Below are 24,697 nucleotides of genomic sequence, written 5' to 3'. Positions count from 1 at the left end.
GTCTATCTGGAAAACGCGGAAAGAGTGGATGTCAGGCTAAAGCCAGACACCAGTTCCGTTAGCAACTATCTTATGAAAATCATCGCGGCCTTTGCAAGACCGCTCCTACGCTGCGTCAATCCCTTGCCTTAGGGTATAACTTTCACCCGGTTCGATGCGGACCTTATCTTCCATCGCATTAGCCGCCTCAATACATAAGAAGCTACGGTAGTTCTCGGCGCCTATATCCGCCATATTGTTAGCCGTCTCTTTTCCTGGGTTCCAAACCACTGTGGTACCGCTGTTCTGTTTGTAGATTCGCGTTTCTTGGTTCTTGTCAGTCAAGATCAGGCAATTTGAATCGTCAAAATAGACTCTATCTGTTGGCTCTTTTAGATCGACAGAATCTCGATCTTCCGTTGCACGTGCGAAACCTTTTAGCTTATCGGCATAGTCCACGCCCTTCAGACCAGCAATGCAGGCGTTATTTAGATCAGAGATGGGGAGATAGGTATGCAGTGCCTGCGTGATCTCTATCGGTTGATTGCCAAGGTTGGTTGTAATCAGTTCAACACTGAGTTTGTCGGTCAAAGTGACCTTTATCGCTAGGCTGCAGTCGTGTGGGAATAGGGGATTCGCAACGCTGTTCTCAAGTCCAAGCGTGACAGAGGCAAACTCCTCGTGATCCTGAGCATCAACCAAAGTCCAGATTGACGTGCGTGCAAAGCCGTGGGCTGGTTTACTCTCATCGCTTGGGTGTGCACCAAACCAAGGCCAACAGACTGGGATGCCACCGCGTATCGACTTGCCCGCCTCTAAGTTGGCTTTAGGGCTCATCCAGAGTCGCTCCTCGCCATTGGATTGATAGCTTAGTATGTGCCCCCCTGAAAGGGAGATGATGGCAAGGTCACTCTTGAAAGTCAGTTGAACAGCGTCTAGCTGCTCTTTGAAACGGATAATATCGATGCTCATATTGGATTACGTATAAAAATTACAAAAAAGTTAACAGACTGTTAAGTGTATCAGTTTCAATGTAAATAGTAGGTTTTACTGCTCTAATCACCAAATTGAAAGGGGTATAGTGCATTTAAATATAAAATTAGCTCATCACTTTTGTAGATCATTTGCTACAAAATGTACTAAAATTACATAAATTTTTTACATTTACCGTTTTCACCTCCAAAGGAGTGTAGCTCATGAACGATGCAATGCATCAAGCCTGTGATTTTGTTCTGTTCGGTGCCAAGGGTGACCTGGCAATGCGTAAGCTATTTCCTGCGCTATTCCAGCTCGACAAAGCGAAGCTACTGAACCCTGAGTCTAAGATCATCGGCGTTGCACGTGCGGATTGGGACCAGGCTGCCTTTGTTGAAGCGGTGGAAGCGACACTGGTTCGATTTTTAGAGCCCGGTGAGATGAGTACTGAGGAGTGGCAACGTTTCTCAGCGCGTCTTGATTACGTTCAGGTCGACATGACCTCCGCCGAAGATTTCAAGAAGATCAAAGCGAAGCTTGATGACAGTCGAATCATGGTTAACTACCTTGCAACACCGCCTGCTGTGTTTGGTGATATTTGTAAAAATCTCAGCAGTGCAGAGTTAATCAATGAGACGACGCGTATCGTATTGGAAAAACCGATCGGTCACGATCTGGCGAGTTCTAAGGTGATCAACGACACGGTTGCTCAATACTTTAATGAAAATCGCATCTACCGCATTGACCACTACCTAGGTAAAGATACAGTTCAGAACCTTATTGCTCTGCGCTTTGCTAACAACCTGTTTGGTTCGCAGTGGAACAACTCTGCAATCGATCACGTTCAGATTACTGTTTCTGAAACCGTTGGTCTTGAAGGGCGTTGGAGTTATTACGACAAAGTGGGGCAGATGCGTGACATGGTTCAAAACCACCTGTTGCAACTTCTCTGCATGGTCGCAATGAACCCGCCGAGCAAGCTGGATGCAGACTCAATTCGCGATGAGAAAGTCAGAATTCTAAAAGCCCTTCACCCAATTAACTCTTCCAATGTCACTAAACGTGCCGTGCGTGGTCAATACACAGCCGGTTCTATTGGTGGTCAAGCGGTGGTTGGCTATGGTGAAGAGGAGGGCAGTGCCGCGACTAAGTCTAACACTGAAACCTTTGTCTCTTTACGAGTCAATGTCGATAACTGGCGGTGGGCCGGCGTACCCTTCTACCTGCGTACCGGTAAACGTATGCCGCAAAAGATGACCGAGATCGTGGTGGTTTATAAAAATAACCCACACTTTATTTTTGATCCTAAGCAGCGTGACATTGTAAACAACCGTCTGGTTATTCGTCTGCAGCCTGACGAGGGCATTCGTCTTCACGTGGTCACTAAACAGCTGGGTATGCACCAAGGCATGGATCTACAAAACCGTGCGCTCAATCTGGACTTTAGCGAAAGTGATCCTAACCAACGAACTCCGGATGCTTACGAGCGTCTGCTTCTAGAATCGATGGTCGGTGATCAGTCACTGTTCGTTCGTCGTGATGAGATTGAAGCCTCTTGGACTTGGTGTGACGAGTTGATTCAGGCATGGAAAGATGTCGGTGACGAAGTGAAACCTTACAACGCCGGTACCTGGGGACCTATTGGTTCAATCGCTCTGATCGAGCGTGATGGTCGTTCTTGGCACGAGTGAGGTTTAATGATGTCCAATATGTTTCAATTTGATACACGAGAGTCACTTGAATGTCGTTTAACGGAAGAGATAGTCGCGCTATTAAAAGCCGGAATTGAAGAGCGTGGCCGTGCGACACTGGTCGTATCGGGTGGTCGGACACCGGCGGCACTATTCCAATCGCTCTCTGTCCAAGAGCTAGATTGGTCTAAGGTTTGGATTACTCTGGCTGATGAGCGTTGGGTTCCCGATACCCATGAAGACAGCAATGCTCTATCTGTAAAAACACACTTGCTACAGAATCGAGCGGCGGCTGCGCATTTTATTCCTCACTTTAATGACGCTGAGTATCCCTGTTCTGGTCAAACCAAGCTAGAAGAGGTTCTGAGTGAACTTCCAAAAGAGTTTGATGCCGTGATTTTAGGCATGGGCGAGGATGGTCATACCGCATCATTCTTTCCCAATGCACCAGAGCTAACGGCAGCGTTAAACCCTTATGGTTTTAAAGCCTGTATGGGTGTGACTCCGCCCGTCGCTCCCCATTTGCGTATGACATTGACCTTGCAAAGGTTGTTGCACGCTAAACGTATCTTTATTCACCTTTGTGGCGATTCAAAACTGCCGGTACTTGAGCAAGCGATGGGTGAGGGCGACACCGAAGAGATGCCTGTGCGCGCTGTTCTACGCCAAAGCAAAACCCCTGTCGATATCTACTGGGCTCCCTAACCCGACAGCATGTTGGAGCGGTCTTGAAAGGCCGCGATGCTCTTTAAAATCGCCTCATCTGCGATAAGGCTCCAACATGGTTAGCTGCTTGCTGTTGGAGCGGTCTTGAAAAGGCCGCGATGCACTTCAAACCAATCGCCTCATCTAAGATAAGGCTCCAACAACTACAAAAACTCGCGTCCGTGTGGCGCCATCAGATCAAACTCTGGACCGTAGGAGATGATGCCATGCGGATTTATAGTCGGGTGGCTGCGGTAGTAGTGGTGTCTGATATGATCAAGGTCACAGGTCTCTGCTACTCCGAGCTGCTGGTAGATGTCACGCATATAGTTCGATAGTGCCGGGTACTCTGCGATTCGTTTACGGTCACACTTAAAGTGTTGAACATATACTGGGTCAAAGCGAATCAAAGTCGTGAAGAGTCTGATATCAGCCTCGGTTAACTGATGACCCACTAAGTAACGACGAGTGGTTAGCCTCTCTTCCAGTCTGTCCAGATGCTTAAAGAGATTCACCACCGCTTCATCGTAAGCTTCTTGAGTCGTTGCAAAGCCTGCTTTATAGACACCATTGTTAACGGGTTCGTAGATGAACTCATTCCACTGATCAATCTCCGCTTGGAGCGATTCAGGGTAGAGATCCAGATCATTTGCGCCAATCTCGTTAAAACCTGAGTTGAGCATACGAATAATTTCTGAGGACTCATTGCTAACAATGGTCTGATTCTGTTTATCCCAAAGTACTGGAACTGTTACCCGACCGGTGTACTCTGGATCGCACTGGGTATAGATCTGGTGCATAAACTGCTTCTGATTGACACGATCACTGGTTGCAGCTGGAAAGTCTGAATCAAAAGTCCAGCCTTGCTCAAGCATCAAGGGGTGCACCACATCAAATGAGATCTGGTCTTGTAGACCCTTGAGTGCTCTGACGATTAGAGTTCGGTGTGCCCAGGGGCAGGCTAATGAGACATAGAGGTGGTATCGACCCGGTTCAGCTTTAAAACCTGCATCACCCGTTGGGCCTTCGGCACCATCAGGGGTAACCCAGTTTCGATATTGCGCCTCTGTTCGAATAAATTTTCCATTGGATGATTTAGTGTCATACCACTGATCATACCACTGACCGTCGATTAGAAGTCCCATTGAGTGATTGCCTGTTTAATCATTAATCTTATTAAGCACTACGACAAAGAGCTCCAACCTGTTTAATGGGCCGCAAAGAAACTCTTAATTATAAGAAAGATAGATTGATATAAAATGCTCTTCTAGGCAACTAATGGTTGATCCGGCTCTCTAGGCTTATTAAGCTGTCTTTTTTGTTTGGATCTAAGGAGTTACGTGATGAGACGCCCCCTAATTATGGGTAACTGGAAAATGAATGGATCGTTGATGACCAACGAATCTCTATTGACTGGTTTGGCCGATCAGGTCGCTTCTCTAAAAGGTGTTGATATCGCGGTCTGTCCATCCTTCATTTATATTCCTCAAGCACTGGAGTTAACCGCCGACACTGCCATAAAAGTGGGTGCGCAAAACCTAAGTGATCAAGAGAAAGGCGCTTTCACCGGTGAAGTGAGTGGTGAAATGATCCGTGATCTTGGCTGTGCTTATGTACTGACGGGGCACTCTGAGCGTCGCTCTCTCTATGGTGAAACCAGTCAATTGGTGGCAGAAAAAACGCTTAAAGCACTAGAGCTCGGCCTTGTACCGGTTCTCTGTATCGGTGAAACACTGGAAGAGCGTCAATCGGGTCAAATGAATGCTGTATTAGAAGAGCAGGTCAATGCGGTTGTCGATCTATGTGGTGCAGACACTTTTGCACAAATTGTGATTGCCTATGAGCCAGTCTGGGCGATTGGTACCGGCGAAACTGCGACACCACAACAAGCTCAGGATGCTCATGCCTTTGTTCGCAGTTTGATAGCCAAACACAACACTGATATCGCTGATCGCGTGACCATTCTTTACGGTGGTAGCATGAACGACAAAAATGCTGCAGAGCTACTTGCTATGGCTGACGTTGACGGTGGATTGGTCGGTGGTGCATCCCTTAAAGCTGACAGCTTCGCGACGATCTGTCGAGCCGCTGCAAACTGATCACATAAACCCTTATCAGGGTCTGGCCTTCAGCCTGACCCTCACTCCATGGGAAATCGCCTCATCTACGATAAGGCCCCAACCACTCAATCCAATGCTATTTTAACCTTAGCAATAACATCTCTGGTTCAAGCTGATGAGTTACAGGTCATAGAGGTGGCTCCAAATACCTATTCTATTGTGGGGCCGCTGACCGATCGATCTCCCGAAAATTTCGGAAACAATGCCACCTTTGGTTTTGTAGTCTCTGACCAGGGGGTTCTGTTGATTGACTCAGGTGGTAGCTGGAGAGGGGCTGAGAAAATCGAAGCTACGATCAAAACAGTCACCGATCAACCGGTCATTAAAGTGATTAATACCGGTGGCCAAGATCACCGCTGGTTTGGCAACGACTATTTTGCGCAACAGGGCGCTGAATTGATCAGTAGCACTGCGACCCAAACCGATCAGAGGGCTCGTGAAGCTCAGCAGGTCATGCGAATTACTAACTTGATTGGTGACGCCTATCAAGGCACAAAACCTGTCTACGCCAATACGCTTTTAGACTCAGAGAGTACCCTCACACTGGGTGATCGATCGGTTCAGTTTATTCCGGTCGGTCATACTCATACTCCGGGTGAAAACTTTGTCTGGTTACCTGAAGTATCCGCTCTCTATACAGGCGATACGGTGTTTGTTGATCGGATGCTTGGTGTGGCCTCCCAATCACAACATCTAACCTGGATAGAGGCGTTTGAGGTGATTGAGTTGTTAAATCCTAAGGTGATTGTTCCGGGCCATGGAGCACCAACAACCTTGGAAAAAGCTAAGGCTGATACCCTTGATTACCTCAGGTTTCTGCGTGAACAAGTGGGTGAGTTGATTGAAGAGGGTGGTGATATGCAGAGTGTGTCATCCATTGACCAGAGTGCATTCAGTTATTTGAACGTCTACGAAGAGATCCACGGGCGCAATGCACAGCGTGTCTTTGAAGAGATGGAGTGGGAGTGACGCTTTAAAACTCCCATTTCAAATTCAGTAGTGTGGTTAAATCGCCCTGTTCGGTGTTCACCCCTTGAGTATTCGATAGTGCTTGAGCGACAGATAAGTCGAATTGAAGTGACTCATGGACTCTATAGCTGGAGGCGACGCCCCAATCATAAGCAGATATTCGGTTATGGGACTCCAATGGGCTACCATTGATGTCGGTATTGTTGCTGCGTCTCTCCAGTTTTGCCCAGTCGATAAAACCACCAAATCGCCATTGATCGTTCAGCCGTTTAATAATATCTACACGAACCAGCGCGCCTTGATCGACAATCAACTCGTCAGCACTGAAACCCCGAAGTCCCTGAGACCCGCCTGCAATTAATCGTTGACTGTCATCTAAGTTGTTAGGGCTCATTTGGCCTTGTAAATGGGTCAATACTTGCCAGTTATCGGCTAACCGTTTTCGATAGGTTAAGAATCCACTGAATGTTTTGAATGCACCCGCAGTATTAGCATTTGCTAGGTCATGACCGCGGTTGGGTGAGCCCTCAAGGTCAGTGTTACCCAAGGTGGTTTGAAGTCGATACGTGAGCCTATCTTTGTGTAAGGCGCGGTTTCCATCGAGCGTCAGTCTCAATGTGTTTACTTCGTAATCGCTGTCTGTCAGTGAAGAGTTGTTGATTATTGAGCTCTCCTCAAGCAAGCGTTGTTCTGCGATGCCTGATAGGAATAGATTGCTGCCAAGGGTTCTAATCAGTGGGTGGCGAACGCCTAAAGAGTAGGAGATTGATTGATGTCGTTTGCTGTCTGTATCGGCCGAAAGCCCTCCTGCTTGCAGGTCTAACGTCGTTCCTCGAAGCCCAATGGGCCCTCTATAAGCCATACTAAGAAATTGAGACTGGGTACTATTAATGGCGTTCAGGTAGCCAGCACCACCCCGTTGAAATGGGCTAGATAGCATCGATGTTAAAACGGCTTGCTCTTCACCCGTTCCATTCAGACCCTGGTTGTTTAGATCAATGGATCCAGAGAATCTGTCACTGTTTTCTATCCAGAGTTCTAGCTCCTGATCCCCGTCATCGTTTGCTTGCAGTCCGCCTGATACGCTGATGCCATGCATATCTATGGTCAGTAACTGCTGACGCTCTCGTTCAGAGAGTATCAGCGGTGCCCCTTCAGACCCTGGAAGAGAGGCGACTGCTTCGACACGCTCAAGTGAGACATTAAAATGATCTTCAAAACCATGATCTAGTATTGCCCCGACAAAATTTGACTCGTGTATCTCAAAAACAATCGTTCCGTTTTTAGCATCCTGTGGAGGGATGCGCGCCATAGCCGCAATGTCATGTTGACGATAGGTGTCGGTGATCAGATCCGTCAGCTCAAGCAGTTGCTTAGGGGTGAACGCTCTCTCCTCAAAGGGCGAGAATGCTTGATGCAGATACTTGATATCGATGCTGCTTACGCCGGTAAACTCAAACCCTTTGACGTACAAGCTGGGATCACCTGAGGTAGCATCTGGCAACTTAAAACGACGACGATCTACCTCACCGACAGAGGGTAGGTAGATGGTTGGAAATTGACTCTGAAATTGATTCAACATGACACCGGTGGTGACATCGGCGAATAATGCTTGCGAAGATAAAGAGCAACTTAGTCCCAGTGTGATAAGAGGTATCAGTGAGTGATAACGCGGTTGTCTAATCTGAAATGGAAACATCAAATAGCCTCTCCGCATTTTCGTAAGCAATTTTTTTAGCCACCTCTGAAGGCAGTGTACTTAACCAATCTCGTGTATCCAGAGTGTAAAGCGGCATCTTCTGCCACTGATCCAGGTTGAATGTATCAGCTCCTAAGGTGAATCGATTAGGGTTAGCCAGTAGAGCCTTTTCCCACTCAGGGTTGAAGCCTCCCCAGGTAACAATCTCTGGTCTAAAGGATAGATCAGCCCAGAGGTTTGGGTATTGATCAAATAGTCCAGCCAGATCACTAGGGGCTTCAAACCCAGCGTGTGCCCAGAGTACCTTAGCCTCGGGCCAGTGTTCGAAGATCTGCTGCATCGCCTGACGATCGCCATGCAGGTGCAACACTAAGCCGTACTCTTTGGCTAAAGCCACTAACCTTTTTGACACGGGTGTCTGCATCTCATCGCCAAACGCATGAAACTCACCAATGGCGAAGTAACGGTTCTTTTTGAGGTGTGTCTCTAAATATTCAATGACCGACTCATCATGCATCCAGGTTCTTAATTCACCACTTTTTCGATAGGGGCGAAGTGCTGGCAGCACAAGATCAGGCGCCAAGCTCTTTAATCGTTGAGTGTTGTCATCACCGCTGCTGGAGACAAGGGCCTTCTGAATATCGTACTGACGAAGAAGAGAGAGGACTCTCTGATCATCAAACTCGTCCTGAGTTTTATCGTTATGGTGAACGTGCGTATCGAAAATAGGAATGTTAGAAGCCCAGCTAGTTAGGCTTAAAGTCATCAGTAAGGGTGCAAAAAGAGATCTCATTTGAGCATTTACGTCGATAGTTGTTAGCCAGATTGTTCTGTTAAAAAATCAATTCGCATTTAAAAAGTTGGCATCAAAATTGCTTATAAAATAACAAAAAGCTGGCTTTGCAAATTTTTGATCTATGGTTAAGTCAGACAATAAAAATAGTTCCGAGCAGTACAGGAACTTTAAGTAACCTTTTAAACAGAAGGACTTTAGCAATGCTCCATGTTAATGCGTCAGAATGTTTGAAACAGTCTACGAATGCAGCTCACAGATCCTTAGATGCTCACCCTATCCTTAGATCTTTAGTGCGACCTACTCTGAATGAGCGAGAATATACTCTCGCTCTAGTTGCACTGGAACATTGGATTAAAAAACATCTACCTCTCTTTTTGAATCATTCCAATGAAGCCTTAAAACAGCGTGTTTCTGAGCGTTACATTTGGTTAATTCAAGATCTTAAGTCTCTGAATGCGTTGGATTGCATTATTGAATCTGAACCTTTTGAAACTCATCACAACTCTCTATCTGAGGTGCTAGGCGCGATTTATGTCTTTGAAGGCGCTTCATTAGGGGGGAGGGTGTTAGCACCGCTCATAGAGCGGAGTTTGAATAGACATGATGTGACCCACTTTTATAACGGGTACAGAGATAACACCTTCGCGCTTTGGAAAGCGACGCAATATGAACTCGATTCTCAGCTCATTGAACCCCAGCAAATTGAGACGGCAGTTGAATCAGCTAAAAAACTATTTTTAAGCATGAGTGACTCTCTAGATATTGTCAGTCACTCATATTTTAAATTGGATGAGGTGGCAAATGGCTAGTCAAAAAAAGACCGTTAAAGTCGAGCCTGAAATTGCTACAGAATTGAATGAATCAGAGCTAAGCCAATCACGTACTGAACAGTTAAAAGTCATAGCAACATTAAGTCATGAACTACGGACGCCGCTGCATGCCATCATGGGCCTAGCTGAACTCTTGCAATCGGAACAGATGTCTCCAATGGCGAAACGGCATGTTGATAAAATAAGTGTGGCGTCGAACGGGCTTCTTGACTCACTGAACAAGGCGATCGAAGCGGCAAGAAGTGAGTCGGGTGCTGTTGTCATCAATCCCGTCACAACCGATATAACGGACCTTATTGAAAGGACCGTTAAGACTTTCTCAATTGCTGCTGAGGGTAAGGGAATTGAACTCGGTTTGATGATTGATCCGAAATTATTCAGACAAAATGTTGAGGTCGATGGTGTTCACCTTCAGCAAGTTTTAAACAATTTGATCGGTAATGCGATCAAATTTACCGATAGCGGTTCGATCGAGGTCTGGGCTGCACTAAAGGGGCACATTGGATCAGAAGTAGAGATCCATTTCTCGATCATTGATACCGGAATTGGAATTGATCAAAAAGATATACAAAAAATTCTTTCGCCCTTTGGACAGGTGGTTGATGTACAAAAGGGGAGGCCACTAGGATCAGGGTTGGGTTTGGGCATATGTTTAGACATAGTCCAAAAAATGGGTGGAAGCCTGGTTCTGAGATCTGATTTAGGAAAGGGGACTAAGGCCTCTTTTCAATTGAGGCTACCTGTCTCTCAGTCAATAGCTGGTTCAGCGCCCCTTAAATTTAGATCAGACCCGATCGTGGCGGTTGTTGCTGATAAATCAGTTAAGTTTGAAATCATTGAGACCTTCTTAAGGGATTGGGGTGCCTCGGTCATCAGAGTCCAGTCTTTCAAACAGCTAACCAAGACAAACATTGATGCGTTGGTCGTCTCAGAGAAAATTGCGATTCAAGAGAATCATCTCTGTAGGGATTGGACGTTAAAAATCCTTGAGGGACGAATAGCGATCATTCGATCTGAGAATAGTGCTTTTCCACCAGGCTTGGTCGATCGAACGGATGAAATTTTTGAGCCTATTTTGCCAAGCCTGTTACACGACTTTTTTGCAAAAAGTGGTTTAAGTGATTCAGTTGCTCAACAGGTTAAATTAAAAGCAGAGAGCCCCCCTCAAGAGTTGATGTTGAAGGTGCTTGCTGTAGACGACAGCATGACCAATCTAATCCTTCTGAAATCACAGCTATTAAAGATCGGAAATGTCGATGTGGTTTTGGCCAAAAATGGTGCTGAGGCCGTTGATAAAGTGGAATCAGAGAAAGACTTTCACCTAGTGTTTATGGATTTCAATATGCCGATATTAGATGGACCTGAAGCCACTAAACAACTTAGGGATAAGGGGTATGACCTTCCCATTATTGGTCTAACGGCACTGGATTCTTCATCTATTGAGCTCACCAATACGGCGCATCTATTTAACGAGATACTCAATAAACCCGCGGGAATGACTGCCATTGAAGCCGTTCTTAATAAGGTTCGCCTGAATCAATACCAACCCGTGATTAATGAAAACGAGCAAAAACATTATGTCTAACGTCGTCAAACTGAATACACAATACGATTTGAGTACCTGTGAAAAAGAACCCATTCACCTTTTGGGACGCGTACAGAGCTTTGGTTATTTTATCGCGTTCAACTCAGATTGGGGCATCATTGCCGCTTCCGAAAATGTCACAGAGCTGTTTAAGGTACCCGTGGATAAGATGCTGGGTCGAAATTTAGAGACTCTATTCGATAAGACTGAAGTGAATAGGATTAAAGCCACATTCCTCGGCATAAATGGCTCTAATCATTCTGAGAGACTCACAAACATTGATCTGTTTAAAACAGGTCAGCTATACGATCTGGCGATCCATTTATCGGGCAGCACCATAGTGGTTGAGCTTGAAAAGAGTGTTGATAGTTCTTCAGATCAACTTCAGGTCCTCAAGCAGATGATCAGAAAAGTAACAGACACTGATAATTTAGAGGATTTGCTCTCAATTTCGGCCGAACACGTCTCAACGTTAACGGGCTTTGATAGAGTCATGGTCTACCGATTCCATGGAGATGGTAGCGGAGAGGTTGTCGCTGAGCATCGCAATGCATCCGTCGATTCCTTTATGGGTCTTAGATACCCAGCATCGGACATACCACGACAAGCCAGAGCGCTTTACAAAAGAAACCTCACCCGTTTGATTGCTGATGTACATGACACGGGCGTGCCGATCCATCCGCAACACGCCAACATTGATCTTTCGATTAGCTCAACTCGTTCTGTATCGCCTGTTCACATTGAGTATCTAAAAAACATGGGTGTTGCAGCGTCTATGTCTATTAGCATTCTTGTTGACGGTGAACTTTGGAGGTTATTCGCGTGTCACCACTATTCAAATAAATACGTATCGCTGTGTGATAGAACAATTGCAGAGCTCTATGTTGAGTCCTTGGCATTGGAGCTAAGAGTAAAGCTTAACAGCCAAAGTCACAGTGATACTGAGCTCTCCCGACAGCTGCATATGAAATTGGTGACAAGCTTAAACAATGATCTGTCACTCTTTGATAACCTTAAATCGCATGTCAATTTTATTCATAAACTCATTCCCTCCGATTCCATGGTGCTGGTGGTCGGAGGTGAATACCAAGTGGCCGGAGATCCGATTAGTTCTGAAGATATCCAACTGGTTGTAAAACGACTCAATCATTCATCACAAAGCGGTATTTTTAGTGTGGAGTCACTGCAAGAGTGGCTCAATGATGATCTCACAATCGCTGATCGTTTTGCTGGTATGTTAGTGGTTCCGATGTCTAGAAGGCCTAAGGATCTGCTTATTTTTCTTCGAAAAGAGGAGCCGCAAAAGGTGAGCTGGGCTGGCAATCCTGAGAAGCCAGTTGAGCTAGGCCCAAACGGTATTCGTTTAACACCAAGAAAAAGTTTCGAAGCTTGGATCGAAATGAGAAAGGGGTATTCAGCCCCTTGGACAGATCAACAAATTGCCTTGGCTGAACAGATCAAGACCGTACTGTTGGAAATAATTGTACGTAACTTAGATGATTACAACCGCATCGCCAGTGAAGCGCAAAGTCAAAAAGATATGCTCATACACGAACTTAATCACCGAGTTCGTAATATTCTTGGGTTGATATCAGGGATTGTCTCGCAGACATCGACACAAGATTTATCAATTAAGGATTTTCAATCGATTTTAGGGGGACGTGTGCAATCTTTAGCCATTGCACAGACGCATTTAACTGAAAAAAATTGGAATTTCGCTCCGCTCACAATGATTCTCGACAATGAAGAGAGAGCTTTAGTGGCGAAGACTAATCTCATGAAACGATCAGGTCCTGAGGTCAAACTGAGTCCTAAGGCCTTCACGACTATGACCATGGTGATTCATGAGCTTTTAACCAATGCCGTTAAATACGGCGCGGCTAAATCTGAAAATGGTCAAATAAATTTGAACTGGCAGATTCACCAAGGGGAACTGCATTTATATTGGCGCGAATCAGGTGTAACGATCGAACAGTCACCCTCACAGTTTGGATTCGGGTCGGTCATTATCAATCGATCTATTCCTCATGATTTGGGCGGGGTAGCCAAGATTGAGTATCAACGATCCGGTGTGGTTGCAGAATTTGTCATACCTGCGATGCATTTTGAGACTGCAGAAGCAGAGCATAAGAGCGACTCTACATCGAGTGAGGCAGTATCTATCATTCACAAGGGGCAACCGGATAAGGAGAGTGTTCTCATAGTCGAAGATAATATGATCATCGGATTTGAGTTGGAGAGAATGCTGCAGGCAATGGGTTACAAAAATATTGAGTTAGCTGCAACCGTTCAAGAGGCGCATGAATCGATCAATAAAAAGATTCCAGGTTTGGCGGTTTTGGATATCAACTTGGGCGATGAGTCGAGTGAAACGGTCGCAGATTGTCTTCGGAATAAGAGTGTGCCTTTCATCTTTGCCACTGGCTATAGCTCCGTTAAAGATGGCTTTAAGAAGAAGCATGCAAATGTTCCTGTTGTTGAAAAACCCTTTAGTAGCTCTGTAATACAGGCCGCCATTCAGTCGCTGGAGAGTTGATTGAGTAACTCAGCTAACTCACATCGATATCAGGGGTGGTTTAGTATCAATTGATGACGATTTTTTAACTCAATAATAAGTAAAAATTAACTTTTGTAATAGTTACGTAATTTTCACAAAAAAATAGGGGTTTTGTAGTTTTGTAGTCGACATTTGTTGGTTTTTTACAAGTTATATCAATAACTTATGAACAGTAAGTTGTATATCCTTTATTTCAATCTGTGTCATAATTAACGGGTTACTTAACCTTTATAAAGGAGTGTGCTGTGTCTCAAGAACTGATGCTAGCAGAGTGGAATGCTCGTGAATCGATCGCCGAAGCGATGGTCCCTGTGGTTGGTCGTTTGTACCGTGAATCAAACGTTGAAATTTCTGTTTTCGGCCAACTGTCTGTTCGTAAATCTGTGATCGATCTACTTAAAGATCACCGTTACGTTCGTCAGGTTGAGGGTGAAGAGCTTTCAGTCGTAGATACCTTCCCAGTACTTGAGAAGGTGTCTCAAATGGGCATCCGCAACGCACACATCGACATCGGTAAATTGGCTGTTAATTTCCGTAAATCGGGTGCAGCGGATTTGAATGATTATTTAGAGTCTGAACTTGCTGGCGCATCAACAGAAGATACTGGTGGTCAAGACGTCGTCCTATACGGCTTCGGTCGCATTGGTCGTCTACTGGCTCGATTCATGTTGAACCGCTCGGGTGCAGGTCACACGCTGCGTCTGCGCGCGATTGTTGTACGTAAGGGCAAAGCCGATAACGACCTAGAGAAGCGTGCAAGTTTGTTGCGTCGTGACTCAGTTCACGGTTCGTTCAAAGGCACTATCCAAGTTGATGAAGCAACGAACTCCCTGATCGTAAACGGTAATGCGATCAAAGTGATCTTCGCCGATGGCCCAGATCAGGTTGATTACACTCAGTACGGCATTAACAATGCGCTTGTTATTGATAACACCGGTATCTGGCGTGATGACAAAGGCCTTGCGCTTCACCTTCAATCTAAAGGTGTTGATCGCGTTATCCTTACAGCACCAGGTAAAGGCATCAAAAACATCGTTATGGGTGTTAACCATGGTGACATCGAAGCATCGGATAAAATCTTATCGGCTGCTTCCTGTACCACTAACGCCATTACGCCTGTCCTTAAAGCGATGGATGACAAGTACGGTGTTGCTAATGGTCACGTTGAGACCGTTCACTCATACACTAACGACCAGAACCTGATCGATAACTACCACAAAGGTGACCGACGTGGCCGCGCAGCCGCGCTTAACATGGTTATCTCTGAAACGGGTGCAGCTAAGGCGGTCTCTAAAGCGCTTCCACAATTGGAAGGTAAGCTAACCGGTAACGCGATCCGTGTTCCGACACCGAACGTCTCTATGGCGATCCTTAACCTGAACCTAGAGAAAGAGACTGAGCGTGAGTCTTTGAATGACTACCTTCGTGAAGTGGCGCTGCACTCTGATCTTCAGAAGCAGGTTGACTACTCTAACTCACCTGAAGCAGTTTCGAGCGACTTTGTCGGCTCACGTGCTGCAGGTGTTGTCGATGCATTGGCGACTATCTCAAGCGGTAAGAGCTGTGTTCTCTACGTTTGGTACGATAACGAGTACGGCTACAGCTGTCAGGTTATCCGTCTAGCGCGTGAGATTACCAATTGTACGCTTAAGGCTTTCCCACAAGAGTAATTACTCTTTTGTAAAAAAAACCGGAGTCACCGAGAGGGTCTCCGGTTTTTTTGTCTCTGATTCATTCTTAATAAACAGGTATAATGCGCCCAACTTAAAGGCATAGGTCATTATGGAACGTATTAACTGGTTTCCCGGTCACATGCATAAAGCGCGTAAAGAGATTGCGCAACTTATGGATGAGGTCGACATTGTTATTGAAGTGTTGGATGCACGCTTGCCTCGCTCAAGCGAGAACCCCTTGGTGACCTCGTTACGTCGAGGCAAACCGGTTCTTAAAATTCTGAATAAATCCGATCTGGCAGATCCCGACAAAACCAAGGCTTGGTTGCAGGAGTTCAATGCGCAAGAGGGCATTACGGCCATCGAGTTAACGACAAGTGATAAGAGAACCATCAAGTCGATTCCGCAAATCTGTAAAGATGCCGTGCCTGCCCGTGCTAACAAAGATCGCCCAGTGCGTGCCATGATCATGGGCATTCCCAATGTGGGTAAGTCGACTCTGATCAATGCTCTGTTAGGCCGACGCATTGCCAAAGTGGGTAATGAACCTGCCGTGACTAAAGCGAATAAACGCTACAGTGTATTTCAGGGGATGGCTCTGTCGGATACTCCCGGTATCTTGTGGCCAAAAATTGAGGACCAAGACTCTGGATACCGGTTGGCGGTCAGTGGTGCGATTAAAGATACTGCGATCGATTATGATCAGGTGGCTGTCTATGGTGCTAACTTCATCCTTAATGCTTACCCTGAGCGACTAGTAGAGCGTTATAAATTGAAAGAGCTGCCGGAGTTAGGTGAAGGCTTATTGGATCAAATTGGCCGTAAACGAGGCTGCTTGCGACCCGGCGGTGTGGTCGATATACACAAGGCGGCCGAGATACTCATGAACGAGATGCGCGGTGGTAAGCTAGGGCGCATCAGTTTTGAAACAGTGGAAGAGTGGCAAGAGAAAGATCGTATTGCCGCTGAATTAGCTGCCCAAGAGGCCGAAGAAGCGGCCAAGGCAGAGGAGAGTTCTAAGTGACCCGTTTAAAAAAGCAGAAGCGCATGGCTAACAAAATCGTGCTGGATAAAACGCCCCGTAAGCAGGAGCGTCTGGCCGACCCTGACAGCTATGAGAGCCGAAAACAGCGTGCGCAAAAACAGAAGAAAAAGCATGTGTCTGTTGATCAGAAACGTATTAATGCGAAACCAACAAAATCAGCAATTGAGCGTGATACCGAGGCCGGCCGTCGTGGTGAGCGCAAGGGTGGCCGATTAGCGGATAAGATCCGTCAATACAACGCCGATAAAAAGAGTGCTGAAAAAGCCGATAACAGCAGCGAGCAGACCAACGGCAGCGAATGAGTAAACGCAGGGTTGATGTCCTAATTATAGGTGCCGGTGCGTCCGGTCTGATGTGTGCATTAACGGCTGGCTATCGTGGCCGTTCTGTTCTGGTGTTGGAACACACTAAAAAAGTGGGCCGTAAGATTTTAATGTCGGGAGGAGGGCGTTGTAATTTCACCCACCTTCACTCAACCCCAGCCAATTTTCTATCGAATAACCCGCACTTCTGTAAATCGGCATTGAGTCGTTATACACCTCAACACTTTGTCGATATGGTCGATCGTCATGGGATTGAGTACCACGAGAAGACCCCAGGTCAGCTCTTCTGTAATGAATCCAGTAAAGAGATTCTAACGATGCTCACCACTGAGTGCGATTGGGCGGGTGTAAAGATTGAGACAGAGGTGAGTGTCCATTCTCTTATCCAGAATGAGCATGGTTTTCTCGTAGAAACCTCGACTGGTTCAATTCAATGTGAGTCGTTGGTTATTGCAACAGGCGGACTCTCCATCCCTAATGGTGGTGCGACCGGCTTTGCTTATGATGTGGCCGAACAGTTTGACCTACCGGTTACCCCTCGCCGCGCCGCACTGGTCCCATTTACGCTGCAGCCTGATATTTTAACGCCACTCAAAGAGCTCTCTGGGACAGCACAAAATGCGCGCGTCAGTTGTGCGGGGATGAGCTTTTTAGAGCCTATTCTGTTTACTCATCGAGGCATAAGCGGCCCTGGAGTTCTTCAGATCTCGAGCTATTGGAAGCCAGGTCAGAGTGTTGAAATTGATCTGCTTCCCGGTATTGATATTGACGAGCAACTTAAAGAGGCTCGACAAGCGACTCCAAAACAGAGCATTGAGCGAGTGCTTAGTGAGTACATGAGTAAGCGATTGGCTCAGGTATTGTGCTCAATCTGGGGCTTTGCTGGGGCAGTGGGTGACTTCTCCAATGAGAAAATTGAAGCGCTCACCAAGCAACTGACTCAATGGCAGGTGAAACCCTCGGGAACCGAAGGCTATCGTACAGCCGAAGTGACCATTGGTGGGGTAGATACTCAAGCCATCTCGCAGAAAACCATGGAAGTGAAAAGTGTCCCAGGTCTCTACTTTATCGGTGAGTCGTTGGATGTGACAGGCCATTTAGGTGGACACAACTTCCAGTGGGCGTGGGCATCAGGAAATGCCGCCGGCGAAGTTGTTTAGGCAAGTTAAGTTCAATTGTTGGAGCCTTATCGAAGATGAGGCGATAATCGCGGCCTTTGAAAGACCGCTCCAACGCTTAAAGCTTTGAATTGATGTTGGAGCCTTATCGAAGATGAGGCGATGCCTTTTTCGCGACCTCTGTGAGATCGCTCCAACGCTTAAAGCTTTGAATTGATGTTGGAGCCTTATCGAAGATGAGGCGATAATCGCGGCCTTTGAAAGACCGCTCCAACCCATGAAGTGTTACTTAGTTTTACAGCTGTTCAGTCCGAACAGTGTGTAAGCACCACAAAATCCAAACACACCGGTTAACAGCGGTACTACACCAATGTAACCCCAGCTACCCACTGTCTCTGTGAAGGCTAGCCCAATCAGGATTAAGCCGACAATAATGCGCAGAGCGCGATCCATTCCAGCGACATTACATTTCATATCACTATCTCCTTTTGAGAGGGTTTTAATAATTCGTTATACGATGTTAAGTGAAATTGAGCCCACAGCTTCAACACTGCCTTCAATACGGTCACCTTTGACAACGGGGCCCACTCCTTCAGGGGTACCGGTGTAGATAAGATCCCCCGGCTGTATGTGGTAATATTTAGAGAGGTGCATGACCAACTCTGCGGGTGACCAGATCAGATCAGAGATGTCAGCTGACTGCTTGGTTTCACCATTAACACGCAGTTCGATCCTGCCACGTTCAAGCACTCCTGTGACCGATTTTGGTACCAGGTCGGTAATGATGGCACCGCCTTCGAAGTTTTTACCTAGATCCCAAGGACGACGTTTATCTTTACCTTTCTGCTGCAGGTCACGGCGTGTCATGTCTAACCCACAGGCGTAACCATAGATCATCGCTTCCGCTCTCTCTTCATCGACCTCAAAGCCCGGCTGATCGATCGCGACGACCCACTCCATCTCGTAGTGTAGGTCTTCAGTTCCTGGAGGATAGGGTAGATCGGTTCCTGACGCCTGAATGGCGTTAAGGTCTTTAATGAAATAGAAGGGCTCTTGAGAGGTTTTATCAATCTTATCGCCCATCTCGGCCGCGTGTGCTTGATAGCTTCGGCCAACACAAAAGATGCGATTTACTGGAAATTTACGTTCGTCACCGCGAATCGTTAAGGCGGTGACTGGGCGAGGCGTAAATAGATAACTGTCCGACATATCATAGACTCTGATTTTGTTGATCTATGGATTGTAATGCTTCCGTCAATTTTTCTACAGAGATAGGTTTTGCCAGTGCCGCAGAAGCGCCGGCTTCGATTAATCGATCACGCTCTTCACCGATTGTGGCGGCTGACACCCCGACAATAGGTCCGGAAAAACCGATCTCACGAAGCGCTGACACTAAGCCATATCCATCGAGGTTTGGCATGAAAATATCTGTCACAACTATGTCAAAGTCGCTCTCTTTAGCCGCCTCAAGAGCTAACTGACCATCTTCCTGGGCAATCACCTCGGCTCCAAGACCCTCAATCATTTTTTTGGTAAGCGTGCGAATCATTAGATTGTCTTCAGCGACCAGGACGCGCTTATTGGTAAGGTCCAAAGCCTTAGTCGATTGAGTTGATTCTTTTGGCTCTGAAGTTTTCTGTGAATCGAGCTCGCTAGTGCTAGAGTCCGTTGAGATAAGATCCACGGATAGATTGATCAAGAAGGTGGCGCCACCACCAGGGGTATCTTCGTATTGGACAGTGCCGCCCAATTCACGGGCAATTTGCATACAGAGATACAAGCCAATACCACTGCCATCCGCTTTTGAGTCGCCGCGATAGTAGGCATTAAATATATTGGCTTGAAACTCCTTCGGAATCCCCTGTCCGTTATCACTTATTTTAAGGGTGTAGTTGACGATGTTGGTGTCGATCGTCGGTCTGTAGAGTTCAACAGAGACCTGGCTAGCCCCGCTATGAATAAAAGCGTTGCGCAAAAAGTTGATCAGCATCTGCTTAAGAGAGGTCGTATCAAAATAGGTTTCAGGGTCTTCCCAGTCAAACTCTGACACAACTAAATCAATTTGAGCCTCTTTGGCTGAGATTTGCATTGAGTTACACACTTCTAGCAAAGTTTGTGTAATTTGACCGGTTTTTCTCTGTCTTGCAGTTTGCTGTTCAGGTTTAACAACATTTCGAAGATCATCTATTAGATTCAATAGATGGTTTACACTCTGATTGATCTCTAGGCTGTGGTCGTTATCATCTTCAAGCATCATTTTTATGGCTGAGACGGGTGTTCTAATCTCATGTGCAATAATGCCAAATAGCCGTTTTTCACTGTCAAAGCGCTCCTGAAGTTGAACAAACGATAGGTTTGCCTGGTGCAAGAGATCTTTTGACTCCTCTATGAGTCGCTGTCGATCCGTTGTTTCGATCATGCTACCTAGGATTTGCCGGTCAACTGACAATAGCCCCTGACTGGTCATTGTAATATCAAAATAGCGTTTACCATTTTGACTATCGATTGTGACGTTAAAATGTTTAGGTCCTTTGAAGGCAAGCAAACTCAAAAGTGTCAATTTAAATTCACTATCATTTTCTTCGTCGAAGAGGCCTAAAAATCCCTTAATAGAGATAAATTCACTAACCGGTAAATCTAGTATCTCTCGCAAGGTTGCAGATGGACGCACTTTTTCATTGATCGGGTCTATCTCAAAGAGACCAATGCCCGATGTATCTGTCGTGATGTTGAGTTTTCGAATGGCCAGTTCTGCATCAGATCGAGACTTCAAAACTCTATCTTGGTTTCGTTTCTCCAAGCTTATATCTTGAATAAACAGGTTGTCATTGTTCTCAGGGTCAACGCCAATACGGTCGATTTTCCACCAAATGGTTTCAGTTTTCGAAAGGTTTAATGGAATTTCGCAGCTGTCAATTTTGCCCTGTAAGAGATAGTTAATTGCCTCTTTGTGCGATGGTTTTACTCTCTCTACTAATTGATGAACTGCAAAATCGGTAGAGGGAAAATTAACGCTATGACCCTTGAAAGCGAAGTGGATAGTCTCTGACTCTTGGTGCACTGTGGCCAGATCGAAACCTGACTTTTCAGCCGCCTGTTCCAATGTCTGCATTAATGCTGTATTGATCTTCTCAAATTGCTCTGCTTGACGCTTAGCCTTTAGAGCTATCAGTCCACGTTCAAGCGTATCAGTTTGATCAATCAGTGAACCAAATAGAAAACCTTGTTTATCGGCATTAACCGTCAATAATACTTTTTTGGCAGTGGTTGAATTGTCATTAATGCTGACCATTGATCTGAAGGGTTGATCATCCAGAGGTGTTAGATCTTCAAGTCGTGCCGGTTGATCGTTTAAAGATATTTTTCCTAAAAGTCCCTGTAATGTCAGCTTGGTCTGTTGATCAATGCCCAACAAACTCTTAAGTTGTTGGTTACTCCATAAAGAACCTTGCGCATCCATCTGCTCGAAAAGAGCGATCTCTGAAACAGCGGATACTTTCTCAAAGCGGTTAACGGCTTGTTCTAATTCAGAGCGGTTTTGGATAAGTTTCAGTTTAGCAAAATTTAGCTGTCTAATTTTAAGTGCAATAAAGCTAGCGACGAAGGCAACCATGGCTAATGTAAGCAGAACTCGATCGGTTACGATTGTCTGGGTATAGGGGCTGATAGAGAACTCTACTGCGTTCAGTATCAAGGCAATGGGCAAAAAGAGACAGAATAGCCTGTAGGGTAGAGTGATGGCAGCAGCGAGTAGGGCAAGGGATATGACAATGCCCGGCCTCAAAAACGCGTCGGGTGCTAAGTTTACAAAGAGTAATTGTCCAATGAAGAGTGCAACCGGAATGAGATGAGAGATCTGAAAAGGCTCTCTCTCTGTTTTATCGATGTTTAGCCAAGTGATGAAGATTCGCGCACTTAAGATCGCGATAAAGGCCGGTAAGAACTGTTCAGCAAAGCTAATGTAACTCAGTTTTCCATCAAGATAAGCTATGAAAAGCGATCCGATGATCACCGAAAGTACACCCAGTAAACGCTTGCTTAGAATCTCTCTCTTCCAGTCATCAAAAATGGGGGTGCTAGTGTGCACAACGACGGTAACCACAATGGCAACAATGACCCCTTTGATAAGTGTTTGCTCTAGTGATTCAGCTGTCAGATGCCAAAGGAGTGGGAGATACCCCAAAAGGTAGAGCCCAATTTGGCGATTACGCAGGATTAGGCTTTTAGACGCTATTGCCGAGGCCGCGACAAGCACCACGGGTGAAAACAGTCCAATATCGAACCAAGTAACACGATGAGAAGCGTCGAAGAAAAGTATGGGGGTCAAACCAGCACTGGCCAATCCGACGAATAACGCTAAAGCCAGTGAGTAGATTGGGTGGCGTAACAGATTGCTTAGATGTGAATTCATAGACTGCATACTTATGAGTAATTAAGCGTTAATAAGAACACTATTCTTAGCAAATTTTGTGCCATCTAATCTGTGTCTCTTCGGCTTTTTTGGTTTGTTATAAACTCATTATAGTTGGAGTTTAAGAAGTGAGGCCCTCTGAATTTATACCAATTTGGTCTTATCTAGGTTTTTATAAGAAAAAAAACGCGCCCGAAGGCGCGTTTTTTGTGAGCAGTGTCTAACGATTAAACGTTAGCGAACTGGTTCATTGTGTTGTCTTTACCGCCCGCTTTAAGAGCCGCATCACCTGCGAAGTACTCTTTGTGGTCGTCGCCGATGTTAGAACCAGCCATGTCCTGGTGCTTAACAGTCGCGATACCCTGACGGATCTCTTTACGCTGAACGCCGCCTGCGTATGCAAGCATGCCTTCGTCACCGAAGTAACCTTTCGCTAGGTTATCAGTTGATAGAGCAGCCGTGTGGTAAGTCGGTAGCGTGATGAGGTGGTGGAAAATACCCGCTTCACGTGATGCATCAGCCTGGAAGCTCTGGATTTTAGCGTCCGCTTCTTTACCTAGATCAGTCTCATCGTAGTCAGCGCTCATTAGTTTAGCGCGATCGTAGGCTGAAACATCTTTACCTTCAGCAGTCCAAGCATCAAACACTTGCTGACGGAAGTTAAGCGTCCAGTTGAACGAAGGAGAGTTGTTGTAAACAAGCTTCGCATTTGGAATCACTTCGCGGATGCGGTTAACCATGCCAGCGATCTGCTGAACGTGTGGTTTTTCAGTTTCGATCCATAGTAGGTCAGCGCCGTTCTGTAGTGAGGTGATACAGTCAAGAACAACACGATCTTCACCTGAACCCGCTTTGAACTGGAATAGACCAGACTGAAGACGCTTAGGCTTCATTAGTTGGCCGTTCGCTTTAACGACTACATCACCGTTGTTGATATCTTCAGGACCGTTGATTACTTCGCCATCTAGGAAGCTGTTGTAAAGGTCACCTAGGTCGCCTGGCTCGTTAGTCACAGCGATCTGCTTAGTTAGGCCAGCACCTAGAGAGTCAGTACGTGCAACGATTACGCCGTCATCTACGCCAAGCTCAAGGAATGCGTAACGAACAGCGTTGATCTTAGCTAGGAAGTCAGAGTGAGGTACAGTAACTTTACCGTCCTGGTGACCACACTGTTTCTCATCAGAAACCTGGTTCTCTAGCTGGATACAACATGCACCGGCTTCGATCATTTTCTTAGCTAGAAGGTAAGTCGCTTCCGCGTTACCGAAACCAGCATCGATATCAGCAATGATTGGAACGATGTGAGTTTCGAAGCTATCGATCTTAGCGATGATCTCTTGCTCTTTAGTGTTGTTGCCAGCGTCACGTGCAGCGTCTAGCTCACGGTAAAGGTGGTTAAGTTCCCACGCATCCGCTTGCTTAAGGAAGGTGTAAAGCTCTTCGATAAGCATTGGCACAGACGTTTTCTCGTGCATTGATTGGTCAGGAAGTGGGCCGAACTCTGAACGAAGAGCTGCAACCATCCAACCAGATAGGTATAGGTAGCGCTTGTCAGTAGAACCGAAGTGCTTCTTGATAGAGATTAGTTTCTGTTGACCGATGAAACCGTGCCAGCAACCTAGAGACTGAGTGTATTTAGATGTATCAGCATCGTAATCAGCCATATCTTTGCGCATGATCGCTGCAGTGTATTTAGCGATATCTAGACCCGAGTGGAAACGGTTCTGAAGTTTCATGCGTGCAGCAGATTCAGCATTGATTGCTGACCAAGTGCCGCCGTACTGGTTACAAGTCGCTTGTTGAGCTTCAATCTCTTGTTTGTATGTAGACATATCTCATCCTCAATAATGGGTACCTGTGCACCCGAATGTGTTAAATCTCTGTCGGTTCAAAAAAATCAAACCTGACCGATGGCGACATCATGAGGATTGCTGCACCTGCTGTCAAAGTGCTTTTGTGCATAGCAGCATAGAATGGAGGGTGTCAGTTAGGGGGTGGTCGTATTTCTTGTAGTTAAACTACAAGCAGTCAATGTGGTGATATTTGTTTTAATTCATATAAAACAATAACTTACTTTAATATAGACTATGGTTTAGCGACTTAAGTTTAATAGTAAATGGTCGTAAATTGTCTGTTTTTACAGCGATTAAATACTCTTTTTATATACCAATTTCTTCTATAAGACCTTTGGTGCATGGCAAGAAGTTGTAGGTGGAAAATA

At 45.9% G+C, this 24,697-nt stretch carries 19 protein-coding genes; 11 read left to right on the top strand and 8 right to left on the bottom strand.

The annotated features are described in order from the left end of the window. Nucleotides 1–105: 105 nt before the first annotated feature. Nucleotides 106–951, bottom strand: a complete 846-nt coding sequence (locus XMG48_RS05575; RefSeq protein ID WP_173481070.1) for a D-hexose-6-phosphate mutarotase — start codon at nt 949–951, stop codon at nt 106–108. A 224-nt stretch (nt 952–1,175) separates the two neighbouring features. Here XMG48_RS05575 and zwf point away from each other — a divergent pair, with 224 nt between their 5' ends. Next, nucleotides 1,176–2,645, top strand: coding sequence for a glucose-6-phosphate dehydrogenase (gene zwf, locus XMG48_RS05570; RefSeq protein ID WP_173481069.1), 1,470 nt, complete (start codon nt 1,176–1,178; stop codon nt 2,643–2,645). Between the two features lie 18 nt (nt 2,646–2,663). Further along, nucleotides 2,664–3,350: a 6-phosphogluconolactonase gene (gene pgl / locus XMG48_RS05565; RefSeq protein ID WP_217362056.1), complete on the top strand. Its 687-nt coding sequence runs from the start codon at nt 2,664–2,666 to the stop codon at nt 3,348–3,350. 164 nt (nt 3,351–3,514) lie between these two features. Here pgl and XMG48_RS05560 read toward each other — a convergent pair whose 3' ends face one another. Further along, on the bottom strand, nt 3,515–4,495 hold the full coding sequence (locus XMG48_RS05560) for a glutathione S-transferase family protein (RefSeq protein WP_173481067.1): 981 nt from the start codon (nt 4,493–4,495) through the stop codon (nt 3,515–3,517). A gap of 198 nt (nt 4,496–4,693) precedes the next feature. On the opposite strand from XMG48_RS05560, the gene tpiA reads away from it, so the two are divergent. After that, complete coding sequence (tpiA, locus tag XMG48_RS05555) at nt 4,694–5,449, top strand: triose-phosphate isomerase (protein WP_173481066.1); 756 nt, start codon at nt 4,694–4,696, stop codon at nt 5,447–5,449. A gap of 48 nt (nt 5,450–5,497) precedes the next feature. Next, a complete protein-coding gene (locus XMG48_RS05550; protein WP_173481065.1) occupies nt 5,498–6,439 on the top strand; it encodes an MBL fold metallo-hydrolase in 942 nt (313 codons plus the stop codon). 4 nt (nt 6,440–6,443) lie between these two features. On the opposite strand, the gene XMG48_RS05545 is transcribed toward XMG48_RS05550, so the two are convergent. Together XMG48_RS05545 and XMG48_RS05540 are read right to left on the bottom strand one after the other, a co-directional pair. Beyond that, nucleotides 6,444–8,138: a ShlB/FhaC/HecB family hemolysin secretion/activation protein gene (locus XMG48_RS05545; protein ID WP_173481064.1), complete on the bottom strand. Its 1,695-nt coding sequence runs from the start codon at nt 8,136–8,138 to the stop codon at nt 6,444–6,446. Beyond that, nucleotides 8,119–8,904, bottom strand: a complete 786-nt coding sequence (locus XMG48_RS05540) for an amidohydrolase family protein (RefSeq protein ID WP_173481063.1) — start codon at nt 8,902–8,904, stop codon at nt 8,119–8,121. The genes XMG48_RS05545 and XMG48_RS05540 overlap by 20 nt, the downstream gene beginning before the upstream one ends. Nucleotides 8,905–9,134: 230 nt before the next feature. Between XMG48_RS05540 and XMG48_RS05535 the strand changes: the two genes are divergently transcribed. The 7 genes from XMG48_RS05535 (at nt 9,135) to XMG48_RS05505 (ending at nt 18,107) form a co-directional block, all read left to right on the top strand. Beyond that, entirely contained in the window at nt 9,135–9,743 is a 609-nt protein-coding gene (locus XMG48_RS05535; protein ID WP_173489202.1) for a biliverdin-producing heme oxygenase, read from the top strand. Then, a complete protein-coding gene (locus XMG48_RS05530; RefSeq protein ID WP_173481061.1) occupies nt 9,736–11,349 on the top strand; it encodes an ATP-binding protein in 1,614 nt (537 codons plus the stop codon). Before XMG48_RS05535 ends, XMG48_RS05530 begins: the two co-directional genes overlap by 8 nt. Further along, nucleotides 11,342–13,885, top strand: coding sequence for an HWE histidine kinase domain-containing protein (locus XMG48_RS05525; protein WP_173481060.1), 2,544 nt, complete (start codon nt 11,342–11,344; stop codon nt 13,883–13,885). Before XMG48_RS05530 ends, XMG48_RS05525 begins: the two co-directional genes overlap by 8 nt. A gap of 266 nt (nt 13,886–14,151) precedes the next feature. Then, nucleotides 14,152–15,576 carry a glyceraldehyde-3-phosphate dehydrogenase gene (locus XMG48_RS05520; protein ID WP_371731438.1) on the top strand — a complete coding sequence of 475 codons (1,425 nt, stop codon included), beginning with the start codon at nt 14,152–14,154 and terminating at the stop codon, nt 15,574–15,576. Nucleotides 15,577–15,688: 112 nt separating this feature from the next. Next, nucleotides 15,689–16,603, top strand: a complete 915-nt coding sequence (gene ylqF / locus XMG48_RS05515) for a ribosome biogenesis GTPase YlqF (RefSeq protein WP_173481059.1) — start codon at nt 15,689–15,691, stop codon at nt 16,601–16,603. Next, nucleotides 16,600–16,926: a hypothetical protein gene (locus XMG48_RS05510; protein WP_173481058.1), complete on the top strand. Its 327-nt coding sequence runs from the start codon at nt 16,600–16,602 to the stop codon at nt 16,924–16,926. The genes ylqF and XMG48_RS05510 overlap by 4 nt, the downstream gene beginning before the upstream one ends. Then, a complete protein-coding gene (locus XMG48_RS05505; RefSeq protein WP_173481057.1) occupies nt 16,923–18,107 on the top strand; it encodes an NAD(P)/FAD-dependent oxidoreductase in 1,185 nt (394 codons plus the stop codon). Before XMG48_RS05510 ends, XMG48_RS05505 begins: the two co-directional genes overlap by 4 nt. A gap of 243 nt (nt 18,108–18,350) precedes the next feature. On the opposite strand, the gene XMG48_RS05500 is transcribed toward XMG48_RS05505, so the two are convergent. From XMG48_RS05500 to XMG48_RS05485, 4 genes are all read right to left on the bottom strand, one after another. After that, a complete protein-coding gene (locus XMG48_RS05500) occupies nt 18,351–18,539 on the bottom strand; it encodes a DUF2892 domain-containing protein (RefSeq protein WP_173481056.1) in 189 nt (62 codons plus the stop codon). A gap of 36 nt (nt 18,540–18,575) precedes the next feature. After that, complete coding sequence (locus XMG48_RS05495) at nt 18,576–19,274, bottom strand: fumarylacetoacetate hydrolase family protein (protein WP_173481055.1); 699 nt, start codon at nt 19,272–19,274, stop codon at nt 18,576–18,578. 1 nt (nt 19,275) lies between these two features. After that, nucleotides 19,276–22,476 carry an ATP-binding protein gene (locus XMG48_RS05490; protein WP_173481054.1) on the bottom strand — a complete coding sequence of 1,067 codons (3,201 nt, stop codon included), beginning with the start codon at nt 22,474–22,476 and terminating at the stop codon, nt 19,276–19,278. A gap of 227 nt (nt 22,477–22,703) precedes the next feature. Next, nucleotides 22,704–24,308 (bottom strand): isocitrate lyase, encoded by a 1,605-nt coding sequence (locus XMG48_RS05485; RefSeq protein WP_173481053.1) that lies wholly within the window; start codon nt 24,306–24,308, stop codon nt 22,704–22,706. Between the last annotated feature and the right edge of the window lie 389 nt (nt 24,309–24,697).

The sequence above is a fragment of the Marinobacterium sp. xm-g-48 genome, from assembly GCF_013282925.1.
Classification (GTDB): Bacteria; Pseudomonadota; Gammaproteobacteria; order Pseudomonadales; family Balneatricaceae; genus Marinobacterium_E.
Note: the sequence above shows the minus strand (reverse complement) of the source record. Positions and strands in the feature narration are given on the sequence as shown.

Bases quoted from the DNA above. Each gene is read 5' to 3' on its own strand.
- XMG48_RS05530 (WP_173481061.1), top strand. From the start codon at position 9,736: ATGGCTAGTCAAAAAAAGACCGTTAAAGTCGAGCCTGAAATTGCTACA.
- XMG48_RS05545 (WP_173481064.1), bottom strand. From the start codon at position 8,138: ATGTTTCCATTTCAGATTAGACAACCGCGTTATCACTCACTGATACCT.
- ylqF (WP_173481059.1), top strand. From the start codon at position 15,689: ATGGAACGTATTAACTGGTTTCCCGGTCACATGCATAAAGCGCGTAAA.
- XMG48_RS05540 (WP_173481063.1), bottom strand. From the start codon at position 8,904: ATGACTTTAAGCCTAACTAGCTGGGCTTCTAACATTCCTATTTTCGAT.
- tpiA (WP_173481066.1), top strand. From the start codon at position 4,694: ATGAGACGCCCCCTAATTATGGGTAACTGGAAAATGAATGGATCGTTG.
- XMG48_RS05490 (WP_173481054.1), bottom strand. From the start codon at position 22,476: ATGAATTCACATCTAAGCAATCTGTTACGCCACCCAATCTACTCACTG.
- XMG48_RS05535 (WP_173489202.1), top strand. From the start codon at position 9,135: ATGCTCCATGTTAATGCGTCAGAATGTTTGAAACAGTCTACGAATGCA.
- XMG48_RS05500 (WP_173481056.1), bottom strand. From the start codon at position 18,539: ATGAAATGTAATGTCGCTGGAATGGATCGCGCTCTGCGCATTATTGTC.
- XMG48_RS05505 (WP_173481057.1), top strand. From the start codon at position 16,923: ATGAGTAAACGCAGGGTTGATGTCCTAATTATAGGTGCCGGTGCGTCC.
- XMG48_RS05495 (WP_173481055.1), bottom strand. From the start codon at position 19,274: ATGTCGGACAGTTATCTATTTACGCCTCGCCCAGTCACCGCCTTAACG.
- pgl (WP_217362056.1), top strand. From the start codon at position 2,664: ATGTTTCAATTTGATACACGAGAGTCACTTGAATGTCGTTTAACGGAA.
- XMG48_RS05550 (WP_173481065.1), top strand. From the start codon at position 5,498: ATGGGAAATCGCCTCATCTACGATAAGGCCCCAACCACTCAATCCAAT.
- XMG48_RS05485 (WP_173481053.1), bottom strand. From the start codon at position 24,308: ATGTCTACATACAAACAAGAGATTGAAGCTCAACAAGCGACTTGTAAC.
- XMG48_RS05560 (WP_173481067.1), bottom strand. From the start codon at position 4,495: ATGGGACTTCTAATCGACGGTCAGTGGTATGATCAGTGGTATGACACT.
- XMG48_RS05575 (WP_173481070.1), bottom strand. From the start codon at position 951: ATGAGCATCGATATTATCCGTTTCAAAGAGCAGCTAGACGCTGTTCAA.
- XMG48_RS05525 (WP_173481060.1), top strand. From the start codon at position 11,342: ATGTCTAACGTCGTCAAACTGAATACACAATACGATTTGAGTACCTGT.
- zwf (WP_173481069.1), top strand. From the start codon at position 1,176: ATGAACGATGCAATGCATCAAGCCTGTGATTTTGTTCTGTTCGGTGCC.